We start from the raw sequence: 17,242 nt of genomic DNA on the forward strand, positions 1-17,242 counted from the left end.
CGAGGAGCCACCGCACATGATCTACGCCAAGCCGGGCACCGAGGGCAGCATTGTCAGCTACGCGCCGCGATACGACAATTTCATCGACGGCAAGTGGGTTCCGCCGGTCGAGGGCCGCTACTTCGAGAACACCTCCCCGGTGGACGGGCAGCCGTTCTGCGAGATCGCCCGCTCGAGCGCCGCCGATGTGGAACTGGCTCTCGACGCCGCCCACCGCGCGGCCCCCGCCTGGGGTGAGACCTCGGCCGCCGAGCGCGCCAACATCCTCAACAAGATCGCCGACCGGATCGAGGCCAACCTCGAGCCCCTCGCCGTCGCCGAGACCTGGGACAACGGCAAGCCGGTCCGCGAGACCCTCGCCGCCGACCTCCCCCTCGCGGTCGACCACTTCCGCTACTTCGCCGGGGTGCTGCGCGCGCAGGAAGGCGGCATCAGCGAGGTCGACAAGGACACCATCGCCTACCACTTCCACGAGCCGCTCGGCGTTGTCGCACAGATCATTCCGTGGAACTTCCCCATCCTGATGGCCACCTGGAAGCTGGCGCCCGCACTGGCCGCCGGAAACGCGGTCGTGCTCAAGCCCGCCGAGCAGACCCCGGCCTCGATCATGAAGGTCGTCGAACTCGTCGCGGATCTGCTGCCGCCGGGAGTTCTCAACGTGGTCAACGGTTTCGGCGTCGAAGCGGGTAAGCCGCTGGCCTCCAGCCCGCGCGTGGCGAAGGTCGCGTTCACCGGCGAGACCACCACGGGCCGACTGATCATGCAGTACGCCAGCGAGAACATCATTCCGGTCACCCTGGAGTTGGGCGGCAAGAGCCCCAATATCTTCCTGGCCGATGTGATGGCCGCCGACGACGACTACCTGGACAAGGCGATCGAGGGGTTCGTGATGTTCGCCCTCAATCAGGGCGAGGTGTGCACCTGTCCGTCGCGCGCGCTGATCGCCTCGTCGATCTACGACGAGTTCATGGCCCGCTGCGTCGAGCGCACCAAGGCCATCATCAGCGGCAACCCGCTCGACGAGGCGACCATGATCGGCGCCCAGGCCAGCAACGATCAGTTCGAGAAGATCCTGTCCTACATCGACATCGGCAAGAAGGAAGGCGCCGAGGTACTCACCGGCGGCGCGGTCCGCAGCGTCGACGGGCTGGCCGACGGCTTCTACATCGAGCCGACGATCTTCAAGGGCAGCAACGACATGCGTGTGTTCCAGGAGGAGATCTTCGGCCCCGTCGTCGCGGTGACCACCTTCGACTCCACCGAGGAGGCGCTGTCGATCGCCAACGACACCCTCTACGGTCTCGGCGCGGGCGTGTGGACGCGCGATATGAACACCGCCTACCGCCTCGGTCGCGGCATCAAGGCGGGCCGGGTCTGGACCAACTGCTACCACGCCTACCCCGCGCACGCGGCGTTCGGCGGCTACAAGAAGTCCGGCATCGGCCGTGAGAACCACAAGATGATGCTCGATCACTACCAGCAGACCAAGAACATCCTGGTCAGCTACTCGGCGACGAAGCTCGGCTTCTTCTGATGGTGCAGCGCGTCGACCTCACCGACAAGGCGGCGGCGCTGCTGCGGGACTTGACCGGGCAACACGGCCCGGTCATGTTCCACCAGTCCGGTGGTTGCTGCGACGGCAGCTCGCCGATGTGTTACCCGCGTGGGGAATTCCGGGTGGGCGGTTCGGACGTGCTGCTCGGGTACCTGCCCGGCGAGACGCCGTTCTGGATGAGCGCCGACCAGTTCGAGTACTGGAAACACACCCACCTCACCGTCGACGTGGTGCCGGGCCGCGGCGGCGGATTCTCCCTCGAAGCTCCCGAGGGCGTGCGGTTCCTGATCCGCTCACGCCTGTTCACCGACGAGGAGGCGGGCGCGCTCGAATCGGCGCCGCCGCCCACCGGGTGATCTGAAACACGCGTAATCAGATTGTTTCCGCAGGTCAGCGGTGCTCGATACGCACCGCTGACCTGACGGATCCACGGCCGTAACAGTCGTCAACCATTCTTCAACCCTCGACGATCACCGTTGCCGCCGAACGCGCTTTGCTTGTTGATGAGAGGCTCCCGATGAGTACAGAAATCAGCCCCGCCACCGGCGAGGGCACACCGGTCGACGACTATCTCGCCAAACGCACCCTGCGCAAGGGCTCGGCGGGCTGGGTGCTGCTCGCGGGCCTCGGCGTGAGTTACGTGATCTCCGGCGACTTCTCGGGCTGGAACTTCGGTCTCGCCGAAGGCGGATTCGGTGGCCTGCTGATCGCCACGATCGTCATCGCCGCGATGTATCTGGCCATGGTGCTCGGCATGGCCGAACTGTCCTCGGCGCTGCCCGCAGCGGGCGGCGGCTACACCTTCGCTCGGCGCGCGCTCGGACCGTGGGGCGGATTCGCCACCGGCACAGCGATTCTCATCGAATACGCGATCGCGCCCGCTGCCATCGCCACCTTCATCGGCGCCTATGTGGAATCGCTGAACCTGTTCGGGATCACCGACGGCTGGTGGGTCTATCTGGCGGTCTACGCGCTGTTCATCGGCATCCACCTGGCCGGTGCGGGTGAGGCGCTCAAGGCGATGTTCGTGATCACCGCGATCGCGCTGGTGGGTCTGGCGATCTTCGCGTTCGCGGCCGTCGGCAAGTTCGACGTGGCCAACCTGACCAACATCGCGGCCGATCCCACGGCGACCGGATCGTCGTCGTTCCTGCCGTTCGGATACCTGGGCATCTGGGCCGCCATCCCGTTCGCGATCTGGTTCTTCCTCGCGGTGGAAGGGGTGCCGCTGGCCGCAGAGGAAGCCAGCGAGCCGGAGAAGAACGTGCCGAAGGGCATCATCGTCGCGATGCTGCTGCTGTGCGTCACCGGCGCGCTGGTGCTGTTCCTGGTCACCGGCGCGCTCGGTGCCCAGAGCGCATCCGCCTCGGGCAACCCCCTCGTGGAAGCGCTGGGCGACAGCTCGGCGGCCAAGGTGGTCAACTACATCGGCCTGGCCGGGCTGGTCGCCAGCTTCTTCTCGATCATCTACGCCTACTCCCGCCAGACCTTCGCGCTCTCCCGCGCCGGCTACCTGCCGACGGCCCTGTCGGTGACCAATTCCCGCAAGGCGCCGATGCTGGCGCTGATCGTGCCCGGCATCATCGGCTTCGCCCTCTCGCTCACCGGCAAGGGCGCGATGCTGCTGAACATGGCGGTATTCGGCGCGGCCGTGAGCTACGTGCTGATGATGGTGAGCCACATCGTGCTCCGCAAGCGCGAACCGAACATGCCGCGCCCGTATCGCACCCCCGGCGGCATCGTGACCACGGGGTTCGCGCTGGTCATCGCGGCCGCGTCGGTGGCGGCGACCTTCCTGGTCGACCCGACCGCGGCGCTGTGGACCCTCGGTGTGTTCATCGCCTTCATGGCGTACTTCGGGCTCTACAGTCGCAAACACCTGGTCGCCAAGTCGCCGGACGAGGAGTTCGCGGCGATCGCCGAGGCGGAATCCGAGCTGGAGTAACGCGCAGATACCCCGGTGGCCGACAGATCTTTTCGAAAGGGACCCGATGACCGTGTACCGCAGCACAATCGGCGTCATAACCTACACCTTCGACGGTTTGATCGACCTGATGGCCAAGGCCACCCCCCTGCGCAGCGGCGACGAACTCGCCGGCTGCGCGGCCGCCACGGATGCCGAACGCGCCGCGGCGCAATGGGCGTTGGCGGACGTCCCGCTGGCCACATTCCTCGATGACGTGCTCGTGCCCTACGAGACCGACGAGGTCACCCGGCTGATCATCGACAGTCACGACCGGGTGGCCTTCGCGCCGATCGCGCACCTGACGGTCGGCGGACTGCGGGACTGGTTGCTCGCGGTCGCCGCCACGACGGATTCGGCGGCGACCCTGGCCGCGGTGTCGCCGGGGTTGACGCCGGAAATGGTGGCCGCGGTCAGCAAGATCATGCGCAATCAGGATCTGATCGCGGTGGCCAAGGCGGCCGAGGTGACCGCGGGCTTCCGCACCACCATCGGTCTGCCCGGCCGGTTGAGCACGCGGTTGCAGCCCAATCATCCGACCGACGATCCGCGCGGGATCGCCGCCGCCACCTTGGACGGACTGCTGCTCGGCTGCGGCGATGCGGTGATCGGGATCAACCCGGCCACCGATTCACCACAGGCCACCTCGGATCTGCTGCATCTGCTCGACGAGGTGCGATCGCGCTTCGACATCCCGACGCAGTCGTGCGTGCTCTCCCACGTCACCACGACCATCGGGCTGATCGAGGCGGGGGCGCCGGTGGACCTGGTGTTCCAGTCCGTGGCGGGGACCGAGGGCGCCAATACCGGCTTCGGAGTGAATATTTCGCTGTTGCGGGAGGGGAACGAGGCGGGACGCTCGCTACGGCGCGGCACCGTCGGCGACAACGTGATGTACCTCGAGACCGGGCAGGGGTCGGCGCTGAGCGCGAATGCCCATCTGGGCGTGGGTGATCGGCCGGTGGACCAGCAGACGCTCGAAGCGCGCGCCTACGCCGTGGCACGGGATCTTCAACCGCTACTGGTGAATACGGTCGTCGGCTTCATCGGGCCCGAATATCTCTACGATGGCAAGCAGATCATCCGGGCCGGGCTCGAAGACCACTTCTGCGGCAAGCTGCTCGGTCTGCCGATGGGCGTGGATGTCTGCTACACCAACCATGCCGAGGCCGACCAGGACGACATGGACACCCTGCTCACCCTGCTGGGCGCGGCCGGTTGCGCGTTCGTCATCGCGGTGCCCGGCGCCGACGACGTGATGCTCGGCTATCAGAGCCTCAGCTTCCACGACGCCCTCTACGCCCGCCAGGTCCTGAATCTGCGCCCCGCACCGGAATTCGAGGCTTGGCTGTCGGGGCTGGGCATGCTGGACGCGAACGGCCGTGTGCGACAAGTAGAACCGTTGTCCTCACCTCTGCGCGCGCTGACGGCCACCCGATGAGCGCGCCACGACAGCCGGGCGAACCCACCGGCGCGGCACCTGCTAACCAGCCCGTTGCCGCTCCCGCCCCGGATTCGACTGTCACCGAAGACTTCTGGCGCGACCTGCGTGGCAGCACGCAAGCCAGGATCGGACTCGGCCGCACCGGCGACGCGCTACCGACGACCGATGTCCTCGCACTGCGCGCAGCCCACGCGGCGGCCCGCGACGCCGTACACCTTCCGCTCGACGTCGAGTCCTTCACCGAGCAGATCACGGCCGTCGGGCTCGGCACTCCGGTGACCGTCGCCAGCCGAGCGGCGGACCGCGCGGAATACCTGCGCCGACCAGACCTCGGTCGACTCCCCGACAACCTCACCGCAGTCCCCGACACCGGCGCCGACATCGGATTCGTCCTCGCCGACGGTCTGTCCCCCTTGGCCCTCACCGACCACGCCCCCGGCCTACTCGCCGCTCTCGCAACAGAACTCGGTGATCGCTACATCCTGGCCCCGCCGGTCATCGCCACCCAGGCCAGAGTGGCGCTGGGCGACCACATCGCCGCAGCCATGGGCGTGCGCACCGTCCTTGTCCTGATCGGCGAGCGCCCCGGCCTCTCGGTCGCCGACAGCCTCGGTATCTACCTCACCCACCTGCCCCGCCCCGGCCGTGCCGACGCCGAACGCAACTGCATCTCCAACATCCACCCGCCCGACGGCCTGACCTACGCCGACGCGGCCCGGGTGGTGGCGGGCCTCGTCGCGGGCGCCCGCGCACTCGGCCGCTCCGGTGTCGACCTCAAGGACACCTCCCGCGCCCTGACCGGCGCCGATCCCCGCACGATCACGCCGTCACCGTGAGCTGACCCAGACACCAGAGCCGTTCGATATGAACCGAAGCCGTTCGGTCCATAGAGTGATCCCCATGATCCGCACCGCCGCCCTCGCCCATGTCCGCGACCGCAGGCTGATTCAGACGCGTCCCGAAGGCAAGGATGTCTTCTACATGGCGGGCGGCAAGATCGACCCCGGCGAGACCCCTTTACAGGCGTTACATCGCGAGATCGAGGAAGAACTCGGCGTCGGCCTCGCCGGTGTCGCCGAGTTCGGCGTCTTCGAGGCCGAAGCCTTCGGACACCGCCGCAACACCGGCCTGCACATGACCTGTTTCCGTGCCGAACTCACCGGAGAACCCTTCGCCACCGGCGAAATCGCCGAATTCCGCTACTTCACCGTGAGTGAGTACGCCGCGATGGAGCACGTCGCCCCTGGTTCGATGATGGTGTTCCGGCGCCTGCACGAACTCGACCTCATCGACTGGTGATTCGCGGACGGCTTCGATTGGATATCGGCCGAAACGAACCCACGAACGGCAGCGATCCCATAGCTGTGAACATGCCGATATCCACCGCGCCGATGACTGTCTCCGAGCGCCGCGCAGCCCTACGCCGACTCGTCGCGCTGTTCGGCATGATGAACACGATGATCGAATTGAACGCCAGTGGGGCGCCGCGGTCGGTGGCCGAGCAGGCCGCCACCGCGCGCGACCTGGTCGGCGAACTCGTCGCCGACCTGGCCGCGGCGCGCTAGGCGCCCGCGCCTACTGGGAACCCTGCTTCGGTTCGGAATCCTCGACGGTGATCACGCCGGGCTCGGTGCCCTCGTCGGCCTTCTGATCCGGTTCCGGGTGCTCGGGTTCGAACGTTTCGGGCAGGCCCTTGAGGTGCTTGTTCATCGAACGGACCAGCAGCACCGTGCCTGCCAGCAGGATCAGGATGACCAGCAGGCCGAGGGGCGAGGCCTTGCCGAATTCGGGGCCCGTCGGTTGCTGTGCGAGGTAGACCAACATCACCGGTCGTTTTCCTCGATGCCGGCGAACAGGTCGGTCTCCGGGATGGCGGTGGATACGCGCGTCTTGGCCAATTCGAACTCCTCGGTCGGCCAGAGCCGCTGCTGCATCTCCAACGGGATCGCGAAGAACGCGCCGTTGGGATCGATCTGGGTCGCGTGGGCGCGCAGAGCGTCGTCACGCTGGGGGAAGTACTTCGAGCATTCGATCTGGGTGGTGACCCGGCCCATGATGTCGCTGCGCGCTCGCGTGTACTGCTTCATCCGGTCCAGCCACTCCTGCAGCGGGAACGGTTCACCGATGCGCTCGTACTCCGCGGCGAAGGCTTCCAGCCGCTTCATGCTGAAACCGTGGTCGTAGTAGAGCTTGAGCGGCGTCCACGGCTCGCCCGCCTCGGGGAACGCGCTGGGATCGCCCGCCGCCTCGTAGGCGGCCATCGACACCTCGTGGCAGCGGATGTGGTCGGGGTGCGGGTAGCCACCGTTCTCGTCGTAGGTGGTGATCACCTGCGGCTTGAACTCGCGGATCACACGCACCAGCGCTTCGGTGGACTCTTCGAGGGGCACCAGCGCGAAGCAGCCCTCGGGCAGCGGCGGCAGTGGGTCGCCCTCGGGGAGGCCCGAATCGACGAATCCCAGCCAGTGCTGGCGCACGCCGAGCGCGTGGGCGGCCGCGGCCATCTCCTCGCGCCGCACTTCGTTGATGCGGTCGAGCACACCGGGGGTGTCCATGGCCGGATTCAGGATGCTGCCGCGCTCACCGCCGGTCAACGTCACGACGAGCACCTCGACGCCCTCCGCGGCGTATCTGGCGGTCGTCGCGGCGCCCTTGCTCGATTCGTCGTCGGGGTGGGCGTGCACTGCCATGAGGCGAAGGCCACTCACTTCTCGTTCACCGTCGCTCTCGCTCGCGGGTGTCAGATGTCGTTACCTATAGTTCCATCCGACCCCCTGTTTGTTCCGACCACCCCCGGGAGCGCGAACCGATGACCGAGCCCGCACCGGACTCCGCCGCGACCTCGGCCGCCGCAGCAGCGCGACACGCCGACCGTTACGGCACAAAACCACCCGCGCGTCGCCTGTGGCTGATGGTTTTGCTCGGTGTCGGCGTCGTTGTCGTCGGCTTCGCGGTGGCCTATCTCGGCTTCCAGAAATATGGTCCGAAGGCGATCGAGACCGAGCAGCTCGGCTATGTGGTCGTCGACGACGCCACCTTGGAAGTGCGGATCAAGGTCACCCGCGACGATCCACAGCAGGCCGTGGTCTGCTTCGTCCGGGCGATGGATCGCGACGGCGCCGAGGTGGGGCGGCGCGAAGTACTCGTCCCCGGCTCGGATTCGACCAGCGTGCAAGTAACCACTACGGTCAAGTCGTCGGCACGCCCTTCGGCGGGCGATATTTATGGTTGCAGCGACCAGATACCTGGGTATCTGCGCACCGGCGCTCAGTGACCGCGCACCAGCGCTAGGTGGTCCGGCGCACCAGCGCTAGGTGGTCCGGCGGACCTGAAATGCCCGGCTGACTAGGCTGACCTGCATTTTTGTGAGACATGCTAAAATGGGCTGATACACGGTTCCGGGGTTCGGAGCCGTGTTTGCTGCATTGGCGGCCAGCGGTGCTGTTTGCGGGTATCGGGTTCACCCCCAGGATCGCTCCAGCCGTCGGGCTGGTGCATGCCCTCCTTCGGGAGGAATCGCGCTGGTTTCTCAGGAATCCCGGTGCGCCGGGAACAACTACTAGGGAGTGATCGAGATGACCGAGAATGTGACCTGGCTTACCCAGGAGTCGCACGACAGGCTCAAGGGCGAGTTGGACTCGCTCATTGCCAATCGTCCGGTCATTGCCGCCGAGATCAACGAGCGCCGCGAAGAGGGCGACCTCAAGGAGAACGGTGGCTACCACGCCGCGCGTGAAGAGCAGGGCCAGCAGGAGGCGCGTATCCGCCAGCTGCAGGAACTGCTGAACAACGCCAAGGTCGGCGTCGCCCCCACCAAATCCGGCGTGGCGCTGCCGGGCTCGGTCGTCACGGTCTACTACGACGGCGACGAAGGCGATACCGAGACCTTCCTCATCGCCACCCGCGAAGAGGGACTCGGCGCCACCGGCCTCGAAGCCTACTCGCCGAACTCGCCGCTGGGCGGCGCGCTGATCGACGCCAAGGTGGGCGAGACCCGCGAGTACACACTCCCCAACGGCAACACCATGAAGGTCACGCTGGTCAGCGCGGAGCCGTACCACAGCTGAGCCGGCTGAACCCGTACGTCGAGAACCCGAACGCAAGCGGCCGCATCCGGAATCCGGATGCGGCCGCTTCGTCATGTGTGGGGGTCCGGCTCAGCTCAGGGCCTGCTCGACGTCAGCGAGGAGATCGCTGATGTCCTCGATGCCTACCGAGAGGCGAACCAGGTCGGCGGGGACTTCGAGGGCCGAGCCCTCGGTGCTGGCGTGGGTCATCGCGCCCGGGTGCTCGATCAGCGATTCGACCCCGCCCAGCGATTCGGCCAGGGTGAAGATCTCGGTCCGCGAGCAGAACTTCAGCGCCGCTTCCCGGCCGCCGGCCAGGCGCACCGAGATCATGCCGCCGCTGCGACGCATCTGCTTCTGCGCGATCTCGTAGCCGGGGTGCGTGGGCAGACCGGGGTAGATGACCTGCGAGATGGCCGGGTGGTTGGTCAGGAACTCCGCGATGACCTCGGCGTTGTCGCAGTGCTTCTCCATCCGCACGGCCAGCGTCTTGATGCCGCGCATCGTGAGGAAGGCGTCGAACGGGCCGGGTACCGCGCCCGCGCCGTTCTGCAGGAACGCGAAGTCCTTGTCGAGCTCGGCGCTGTTGGTGATCAGCGCGCCGCCGACGACATCGGAGTGCCCGCCGATGTACTTGGTGGTGGAGTGCAGGACGACATCGGCGCCGAGCAGCAGCGGCTGCTGCAGGTACGGGGTGGCGAACGTGTTGTCCACGACCAGCTTCGCGTCGGCCTCGTGGGCGATATCGGCCAGCGCGGGGATGTCACCGATGCTCAGCAGCGGGTTGGTCGGGGTCTCGATCCACACCAGCTTGGTGTTGGGGCGAATGGCCGCACGCACCGCGTCGAGGTCGGCGATGTGGGCGGGCGAGTGCTCGATGCCCCACTGGCTGAAGACCTTGTCGATGAGCCGGAAGGTGCCGCCGTAGGCATCGTCGGGGATGACGATGTGGTCGCCGGGACGCAGCATGGCGCGCAGCGCACAGTCGGTGGCCGCCATACCCGAGGCGAAGGCGCGCCCGTAACTGCCCGATTCGAGGGCGGCGAGGTTGGCTTCCAAGGCCGTGCGGGTGGGGTTGCCGGTGCGCGCGTACTCGTAGCCACCACGCATGCCGCCGACGCCGTCCTGGGCGAAGGTCGAGCTCGCGTAGATGGGCACATTCACCGCACCGGTCTGAGGATCGGGTTCGTATCCGGCGTGCACGGCCCTGGTGGAGAATCCCAGCTCACTCATATACCTCAGACTAGTTGGCCGGTTCGGGTCGCTTTCGCAGGGGTTCTCGACATGGTCGATGTGCCGGATTCGGTGTCGGTACTGCGGTTAAGCTCACGCCATGGTCACCGTCGAAGAGTTGTTCGCCATTGATCCGTTGCTGTCGCCGGAGGAGCGCGAAATCCGCGACACGGTGGCGCGATTCGGGGAACGCAGGCTGCGGCCACACCTCGCGGACTGGTTCGAGGAGGGAACCTTCCCGGCCCGCGAGATCGCGCCGGAGCTGGGCAAGCTCGGACTGCTCGGCATGCACCTCGAGGGCTACGGCTGCGCAGGCGCGTCGGCCACCGCGTACGGGCTCGCCTGCCAGGAGCTCGAAGCCATCGACTCCGGCGTGCGCAGCATGGTGTCGGTGCAGGGCTCGCTGGCGATGGCGGCCATTCACTTCTTCGGATCGGAGGAGCAGAAGCAGCAGTACCTACCTGCGATGGCGGCCGGTGAGGTGATCGGGTGCTTCGGACTCACCGAACCCGACTTCGGGTCGAACCCCGGCGGGATGCGCACGCGGGCGCGCCGCGACGGTGACGACTGGATTCTGAACGGGTCCAAGATGTGGATCACCAACGGGTCGGTGGCCGATATCGCGATCGTCTGGGCCTACGCGGACGAGCCGGGCACGGACAAGCCGCGAGTGCGCGGCTTCCTGGTGCCCGCGGGCACATCGGGTTTCACCACTCGCGAGATCCACCGCAAGTTGTCGCTGCGCGCATCGATCACCGCCGCACTGGATTTCGACGACGTCCGCTTGCCCGCCGATGCGGTACTGCCCGAATCGCTCGGGCTCAGTTCGCCGCTGGCCTGCTTGAGCGAGGCACGGTTCGGCATCATCTTCGGCGCGCTCGGCGCCGCACGCGACTGCCTGAGCGCGGCGATCGACTACGCCCGTACCCGTGACGTGTTCGACAAGCCGCTGGCCGGCTACCAACTCACCCAGGCCAAACTGGCCGATATGGCGCTCGAGCTCGGCAAGGGACAGTTGCTCGCGCTGCACCTGGGCCGGTTGAAGGATCGTCACGAGATCACCGGCGAGCAGATCAGCGTGGGCAAACTGAACAGCACCCGCGAAGCCATCAAGATCGCTCGCGAATGCCGGACCATCATGGGCGCCAACGGAATCACCCTCGACTACCCGGTGCTGCGGCACGCCAACAACCTGGAATCGGTGCTGACCTACGAGGGCACCGCCGAGGTGCACCAACTGGTCATCGGCAAGGCACTCACCGACGTCAACGCGTTCCGGTAGGTCAGGTACCGGCGGTCAGGCCCGGCCTCGGCGCGGGCCTGATCATGCCGCCGGCGAAAGCCGCGGCGAGCATCACGATCACCACCGTCAACACGGTCAGCGCGATGGGCACGGTGATCGCTGTGGGGATGCCGAGCAGCGTCAGACCGGCCACACTGCCGCAACCCCAGAAGATCGCGGCGGCCAGCCGACCGAACAGCGGTGCGTAAGGCGAGCGACGCCAGGCGCCTGCGATTCTCGTCTGAGCCGAATACCCTGCGCTAGCAGCGATTACCGTGCTCATGCCGAACAGATGAACGGCCGGGTCGGTGACCTGCACTGCGGATCCCTTCGCTCGCCGAGCTTGTTTGCCGAAAGTTGTCTCGGAACGGTTATACCCATTCAGAGTCCATCGGACGCCCGGTTCGCGCAACTCCGCAGTATCGATCAGATCTCGTCGGCTACGCCCTCGTCGCTCCGGTCGGCGCAGGCAGTTCCAGGTTCTCGCGGTAGGTGCCGCCCAGATAGTCGGTATCGAGCAGACCTCTGCGACGCAGCTCGGGCAGCAAGCCGTTGACGACGAAATCGTGGGTGCGTTCGTCGGTGAGCCCGCCGAGGGAGATCACGTCGAGCACATTCGCCCGATACCGCTCTTCGATCGCGTCGGCCAACTGTTCGGGCGTGCCCGCCGCGGCCCAGTGCCCGGTGTCCTTGGCGGCGATGACGAGTTCGCGCAGGGTCGCGCCGGAGGCGGCGAGCTTGCCGAAGATCTCGACCCTTCCGCGTCGGCGGTGTACCGAATCCAACTGCGGCAGCAAACTTTCCGGGATGGGCTTGTCCAACGGCAGGTCGGACAGGTCGATGGCGCCGCCCAGCATGTCGGCCAGTTGACGACGACCCGCCTCGAAATCGGTGGCTTCGGCGGCCTCGCGGACCAACCTGCGAGCTTCCTCCTCCGTCGCACCGTAGGTCGCGTGGAAGGAACTGAAGATGAGCGGAAGCCCGTCCGGCCTGCCCAGTTCAGCGGCGCGGGTGCGAATCTTCTTCGTATAGGTGACCGCGTCCTCGAGCGTCGCCAGCGAGGTGAAGACCATCTCCGCGAATCGCGCGCCGAGTTCCACGCCACCGGCGGACTGACCGGCCTGGAACTGTACCGGCCTGCCCTGCGGCAACGGCGGGATGTTCAGCGGACCACGCACCGAGAAATGCTGTCCGGCATAGTCGATCGGCCGCACGAGCGATTCGTCCAGTGCCGCACCGCCTTTGCCGTCCGGCCGAAGCGCACCGGGCTGCCAGCTGTCGAACAGCGCGTTGACCACCTCGAGGGATTCCGTGGCACGCGCGTAGCGCTGCTCGGGGCTCGGCAGGTCACCGTCGCCGTAGTTCTCCTCACCCAGCGAGGAGGTCACCACGTTCCAGGCCGCGCGGCCGTTGCTGATGTGGTCGAGCGTGCCGAAGAGCCGGGCCAGGTTGTAGGGGTGATGGAAGGTCGTGGAGACGGTGGCGATCAGGCCGAGATCGGTGGTCACCGCGCCGAGGGCGGCGAGCTGGATCAGTGGTTCCTGCGCGCCGATCGCCCCCTGGGCGCCGAAGCTGAGCAGGTCCGCGGCGAAGATCGCGCCGAACTTGTTCTCCTGCGCGATCCGCGCGACCCGCACCGCTTCGTCGAGCGTCGAGCGGGTCGGGTCGAGGGCCGCGGCGTATACATCGCGCGATCCGCTGACCCCGGTGACGGTCTTCAACTTCCGACGTTCACTGCCCATGGTCGACAGTCCAGCAGGACGTCGGCGGAGCGACCATGGTTGCGCTCACCCGAATTCGATCGAACGCGACGAGGTTGCGACATATTCGCCAGGTCATCCTATTGATCTTGAAGAGATCCAATCTTTACCAGGACTGGAGAGATTGCTACCATATTGCAATGTTTGCGCCCGGTCCCGCGTTGCTCGAACTCTCGGCGCAACGACAATTACAACAGTTGAACACCGAGTTCGGAGCCCCCGCGGCAGCCGTCGCCGCAGTGGTGCCCGCCCTGTCCGCCCAGTTGGATCAGCACGCCGCCGCGGTGCGCGACATCCTTGTCCTCGGTGTCGATGATTCCGCTCGCGTGCCGATGACCATTCTGCTCGCCGGTTATGTCCGCGGGCTCCTCGACCATTTCGCCGAGCGAGCCGACGGATTCTTCGCCGGCGCGCCTGCCGACTGGCACGACGCCGACTGGCTGCAGTTACGCCTGGCCGCGGTGTGCGCGTACGCCGCCGACTGACACCACCCCGGGACAGGCAGCGGCGCCCCGCCACCCGAAGGTGACGGGGCGCCGGTGCCGATCGGCTATCGAGCCGTTTCGCCACCCCAGCCCGGTTCGCCTTCCGGGTAGCTGGTGCCGGGCGTCACCCGCGTCTGCCGAGCCTGCTCGGCTGTGCTCGGCGCCACCTGCGCGCCCTGGCGCGCCGCGTCCTCGCGTCCACGCTGGTATGCCTGGGCGTGCCCCTTCATCGCGGGCATCTCCGATTCCAGGTTGCCCAGCCAATTGCTCCAGCGCTGCTCCATGGGCCTGACCAGGCCACCGCCGACGCCGACTACCAGGATGCCGCCGATGGTGGCGAGCACGGCGATCAGGATCGGCGTGGTCACCGAGGTCGCCACGCCGATCTGGTTCAGCGCGGCGATGATGCCGATACCCCAGATGAACACCGCCGCGATCCGGCCGAGCATCTTCCCGTAGGACAGCCCGCCGAGCACGTTGGAGATCAGGTCGCTCACCGCATGGGCGATGGCCGCGGCGATCACCACGATCACGATCGCGATCACGGCCTTGGGCAGCCAGGCCACGATGCTGGTGAGCAGGGCGCTGACCGGGTTCGGCCCGAATACCGCGAAACCGATCTGCAGCGCGATCAACAGAATCGCGTAGTAGGCGATCTTGGCGATAATGTCGGAAGCGTCATATTTACTGCGGGACATCATATTTCGCAGTTCGCCGCGTTCGACGAGCTTATCGAATCCGACGCGCTCCAGCACCGCGTTCACGATCTTGGCGACGACCTTCGCAATGATCCAGCCGACGAGAAGAATGGCGATGAAAGCCACCGCTTTGGGGACGAACTGCGCGACCGAACTCCACGCATCGGTCAAGCCCTGCTGGAAATCTATCGCAATGACGGAGTTGTCCACGGCCTGTCCTTTCGCTTTCCGATCAGTGCGGCTGAATTGCCGAAGCACCTGTCCGAGGTACTTACCCAGGTAATCTTCGTCGAATCGTGAAAGTAGCGATGAATTTGCCGATGGCCGGTCAGCGCCATAATTTCCGGTCGATCGGTCTGAGGGATCGCGCTCGCCACGCACTCAGGTCCGCTACTGGTGGTGTCCACACCCTCCCGACCGAAAATTCGGTTGCCCACCGTCGCGCCGATTCCTAGAGTCGGTCGCATGTCGTGTCACTTCTTCATTCGCATCCGCCACAACCGGGCTCTGGCCCGCTAGCGGACGCGGATAACTGCATCGGCGTCCACCGGCGCGCCAAGGGCCCTTCGAGCTTCCATCAACTCGAAGACCCGAAGGGGCAACTGCCGTGGCGCAGGACTATTCACACCGAAACTATTCACACACACAGCGCAAGGTCACCGGGAAGAGTGGCGGCCGGACCGCTCGTGACCACGCGAGAAGGACACTGTCCCAGAACTTTCTGGTGGATCGTGGCGCCGTCGACTCGATCGTGACAGCGGCCGACCCGGCGGGGACAGTTCTCGAGCCCGGTGCGGGCGAGGGCATTCTCACGCGGGCCTTGGCTCGGCGCGGAGCGCGGGTCACCGCGTACGAGATCGATCCCCTACTCGCGGCCAAGCTCTCGGCGCACACGCGGTCCGAGGACGGAATCCGCGTCGTCCGTGGTGATTTCACCAAGGCGAAGGCTCCCCGCGAGCCGTTCGCCGTGGTGGGCAACATCCCGTTCTCCGTGACGGCCGACATCGTCGACTGGTGCCTGACCGCACCCGCCCTGACTTCGGCGACGTTGCTCACCCAACGCGAATACGCCCGCAAACGCACCGGCGACTACGGCCGCTGGAGCCTACTGACCGCGACGACCTGGCCGTGGTTCAGCTGGGAACTTCGCGGGCAGATACCCCGCGACAGCTTCCGCCCGATCCCGTCGGTCGACTCCGCGATCCTGCGGATCGTTCGACGAACACAACCCTCTGTCCCCCACCGTGATTCCTACATCGAGTTGGTACGCACCGCCTTCTCGGGATCAGGCGGCACGGTCCGGGCTTCCCTGCACACCCGCTACCACGGCGTGGACGAGGCCATGGCGGCCGCGGGCATCGCCCACGACACCGTGGTCGCCTATGTCCACCCGGATCAGTGGGTGGAGTTGCATTCGATGCTCACCTGCTGACGGACGATCGGTGCTGCCTTCCGCCCGAAGGCAGCACCGACGTCGGCCTCAGGGAATGACGACCGGCCCGGTGAGCGGTGACGGGTCGTCGGCCCAGCGGTGGCCGACCTCGCGAGGAGTGACGCCTTCGTCGGTCCACGCGGTCAGCAGCTGTGCCACCTTGTCGTGCATGGTGGTTCGGAGTCGGTCGAAGGAGGTGTCCGGGGTGTCGTCCACTTCGCCGAGCAGCAACCACCACGCCCAGGCCACCGCGCCCGCGTTGGCGACGAAGTCGGGCAGTACCGGGATGCCGCGGGCGGCGAGCATGGCCTCGGCCTCCGGTGTCGTGGCGGCGTTCGCGGCTTCGACGATGACGTGGGCCCGGATATCGTAGGAGTTGTCCGGCGTGATCGCGTACGAGATCGCCGCGGGCACAAGGATATCGACGTCGGCGGCGACGATGGCGTTGCGCGGCAGCTGCTCGATGCCCTCGGGCAGGCGGGACCGATCGATCTCGCCGTAGCCGTCGCGGAGATCCAGCAGCGCCGGAATGTCGAGCCCATCGGCGCACGACAGCGTGCCGGCGGCATCCGCTACCGCGGTGATCTTCATTCCGGCCTCGTGCAGGTAGTAGGCCGCCGCCCCGCCCATGGTGCCGACGCCTTGGATCGCGACCGTCGTCTGGGCCGGTGCCTGCCCCCACTGCACCGCCGTGGCGAGACAGGCGTGCGCGACGCCGTAGCCACCGATGACGTCACCGAGCAGGAAGCCGCCGTCTACTGCCGCGTTGAGCCCGTTGCGGACGCGCGCCAGCGTCGCCACCGGGTCGGCGGCGCGCCGGATCGCGGCGTGGAAACTCTGGTCAAGGTCGAGCTTGTCGAAGACCTCGTCGATCAGGTGCTGCGGAACCCCCAGGTCCTCCGCGGTCACCCAGTGCGCGTCGAGCCACGGGCGCATCGCCTCGCAGAATCGCTGCAGCACCTCCACGGCGCGCGGGTCCTTGGGATCGAAGTCGATCCCGCCCTTGGCGCCGCCGATCGGCAGGTCGAACGTGGCGGTCTTGTTGGCCATGCCGCGCGCCAGATCCTCGACCTCACCCAGGGTGCAGCCGGCCCGCATCCGGGTGCCGCCGGTGGCCAAGCCGCCGCGCAGGGTGTGGACAACGAGGTAGCCGACCGCGTCGGTGAGCGAATCCGTCCACTGCAGACGCATGTACGGCTGGCTGCGGCGGACCGCGGGAGCAACGGCCGGGTCCGTGGATGTGGCCGCAACAGTCTGTGAAGTCACCTGCGGCGTTCCCCCATTCGGGTTCAGCATCGTCATGGCGCCCCACCTCCTCATTCG

At 66.8% G+C, this 17,242-nt stretch carries 19 protein-coding genes; 12 read left to right on the plus strand and 7 right to left on the minus strand.

What is annotated here, in order from left to right:
* Positions 1 to 16 precede the first annotated feature (16 nt).
* The 7 genes from adh to ASD42_RS11175 all read left to right on the plus strand — a co-directional run bounded on the left by adh (position 17) and on the right by ASD42_RS11175 (position 6,527).
* Positions 17 to 1,534 (plus strand): aldehyde dehydrogenase, encoded by a 1,518-nt coding sequence (gene adh / locus ASD42_RS11145; RefSeq protein ID WP_056813679.1) that lies wholly within the window; start codon positions 17 to 19, stop codon positions 1,532 to 1,534.
* A complete protein-coding gene (locus tag ASD42_RS11150) occupies positions 1,534 to 1,911 on the plus strand; it encodes a DUF779 domain-containing protein (protein WP_056813683.1) in 378 nt (125 codons plus the stop codon). Before adh ends, ASD42_RS11150 begins: the two co-directional genes overlap by 1 nt.
* A 161-nt stretch (positions 1,912 to 2,072) precedes the next feature.
* The gene (gene eat / locus ASD42_RS11155) at positions 2,073 to 3,500 is read left to right on the plus strand and encodes an ethanolamine permease (RefSeq protein ID WP_056813686.1); all 1,428 of its coding nucleotides are present in this window, start codon (positions 2,073 to 2,075) and stop codon (positions 3,498 to 3,500) included.
* 46 nt (positions 3,501 to 3,546) lie between these two features.
* A complete protein-coding gene (locus tag ASD42_RS11160) occupies positions 3,547 to 4,959 on the plus strand; it encodes an ethanolamine ammonia-lyase subunit EutB (RefSeq protein ID WP_056813688.1) in 1,413 nt (470 codons plus the stop codon).
* On the plus strand, positions 4,956 to 5,798 hold the full coding sequence (eutC, locus tag ASD42_RS11165; RefSeq protein WP_084787071.1) for an ethanolamine ammonia-lyase subunit EutC: 843 nt from the start codon (positions 4,956 to 4,958) through the stop codon (positions 5,796 to 5,798). The genes ASD42_RS11160 and eutC overlap by 4 nt, the downstream gene beginning before the upstream one ends.
* 64 nt (positions 5,799 to 5,862) lie before the next feature.
* Positions 5,863 to 6,261, plus strand: a complete 399-nt coding sequence (locus tag ASD42_RS11170; protein WP_056816067.1) for an NUDIX hydrolase — start codon at positions 5,863 to 5,865, stop codon at positions 6,259 to 6,261.
* 92 nt (positions 6,262 to 6,353) lie between these two features.
* Positions 6,354 to 6,527, plus strand: a complete 174-nt coding sequence (locus ASD42_RS11175) for a hypothetical protein (RefSeq protein ID WP_156677424.1) — start codon at positions 6,354 to 6,356, stop codon at positions 6,525 to 6,527.
* A gap of 10 nt (positions 6,528 to 6,537) precedes the next feature.
* Here the strand turns inward: ASD42_RS11175 and ASD42_RS11180 are convergent, their stop codons facing one another.
* Positions 6,538 to 6,786: a hypothetical protein gene (locus tag ASD42_RS11180; protein ID WP_056813692.1), complete on the minus strand. Its 249-nt coding sequence runs from the start codon at positions 6,784 to 6,786 to the stop codon at positions 6,538 to 6,540.
* On the minus strand, positions 6,786 to 7,652 hold the full coding sequence (gene mca, locus ASD42_RS11185) for a mycothiol conjugate amidase Mca (protein WP_131816803.1): 867 nt from the start codon (positions 7,650 to 7,652) through the stop codon (positions 6,786 to 6,788). The genes ASD42_RS11180 and mca overlap by 1 nt, the downstream gene beginning before the upstream one ends.
* A gap of 119 nt (positions 7,653 to 7,771) precedes the next feature.
* Between mca and ASD42_RS11190 the strand changes: the two genes are divergently transcribed.
* Positions 7,772 to 8,236: a DUF4307 domain-containing protein gene (locus ASD42_RS11190; protein ID WP_056813694.1), complete on the plus strand. Its 465-nt coding sequence runs from the start codon at positions 7,772 to 7,774 to the stop codon at positions 8,234 to 8,236.
* A gap of 301 nt (positions 8,237 to 8,537) precedes the next feature.
* Complete coding sequence (greA, locus tag ASD42_RS11195; protein ID WP_056813695.1) at positions 8,538 to 9,029, plus strand: transcription elongation factor GreA; 492 nt, start codon at positions 8,538 to 8,540, stop codon at positions 9,027 to 9,029.
* 90 nt (positions 9,030 to 9,119) lie between these two features.
* Here the strand turns inward: greA and ASD42_RS11200 are convergent, their stop codons facing one another.
* Complete coding sequence (locus ASD42_RS11200; protein WP_056813696.1) at positions 9,120 to 10,262, minus strand: cystathionine gamma-synthase; 1,143 nt, start codon at positions 10,260 to 10,262, stop codon at positions 9,120 to 9,122.
* Positions 10,263 to 10,362: 100 nt separating this feature from the next.
* On the opposite strand from ASD42_RS11200, the gene ASD42_RS11205 reads away from it, so the two are divergent.
* Positions 10,363 to 11,544, plus strand: a complete 1,182-nt coding sequence (locus ASD42_RS11205; RefSeq protein ID WP_056813699.1) for an acyl-CoA dehydrogenase family protein — start codon at positions 10,363 to 10,365, stop codon at positions 11,542 to 11,544.
* A gap of 1 nt (position 11,545) precedes the next feature.
* On the opposite strand, the gene ASD42_RS11210 is transcribed toward ASD42_RS11205, so the two are convergent.
* The gene (locus ASD42_RS11210; RefSeq protein ID WP_131816974.1) at positions 11,546 to 11,827 is read right to left on the minus strand and encodes a hypothetical protein; all 282 of its coding nucleotides are present in this window, start codon (positions 11,825 to 11,827) and stop codon (positions 11,546 to 11,548) included.
* 157 nt (positions 11,828 to 11,984) lie between these two features.
* Entirely contained in the window at positions 11,985 to 13,286 is a 1,302-nt protein-coding gene (locus ASD42_RS11215) for an NtaA/DmoA family FMN-dependent monooxygenase (RefSeq protein ID WP_056813705.1), read from the minus strand.
* A gap of 158 nt (positions 13,287 to 13,444) precedes the next feature.
* Between ASD42_RS11215 and ASD42_RS11220 the strand changes: the two genes are divergently transcribed.
* Complete coding sequence (locus tag ASD42_RS11220) at positions 13,445 to 13,789, plus strand: DUF6401 family natural product biosynthesis protein (protein WP_056813708.1); 345 nt, start codon at positions 13,445 to 13,447, stop codon at positions 13,787 to 13,789.
* A gap of 65 nt (positions 13,790 to 13,854) precedes the next feature.
* Here ASD42_RS11220 and ASD42_RS11225 read toward each other — a convergent pair whose 3' ends face one another.
* A complete protein-coding gene (locus ASD42_RS11225; RefSeq protein WP_235569375.1) occupies positions 13,855 to 14,868 on the minus strand; it encodes a mechanosensitive ion channel family protein in 1,014 nt (337 codons plus the stop codon).
* Positions 14,869 to 15,094: 226 nt separating this feature from the next.
* On the opposite strand from ASD42_RS11225, the gene erm reads away from it, so the two are divergent.
* Entirely contained in the window at positions 15,095 to 15,919 is an 825-nt protein-coding gene (gene erm / locus ASD42_RS11230; RefSeq protein ID WP_056813712.1) for a 23S ribosomal RNA methyltransferase Erm, read from the plus strand.
* A gap of 48 nt (positions 15,920 to 15,967) precedes the next feature.
* On the opposite strand, the gene ASD42_RS11235 is transcribed toward erm, so the two are convergent.
* Positions 15,968 to 17,215, minus strand: a complete 1,248-nt coding sequence (locus ASD42_RS11235; RefSeq protein WP_084787129.1) for a Glu/Leu/Phe/Val dehydrogenase dimerization domain-containing protein — start codon at positions 17,213 to 17,215, stop codon at positions 15,968 to 15,970.
* Between the last annotated feature and the right edge of the window lie 27 nt (positions 17,216 to 17,242).

The organism is Nocardia sp. Root136 (assembly GCF_001427185.1).
In the GTDB taxonomy this organism is placed as follows: Bacteria; Actinomycetota; Actinomycetes; order Mycobacteriales; family Mycobacteriaceae; genus Nocardia; species Nocardia salmonicida.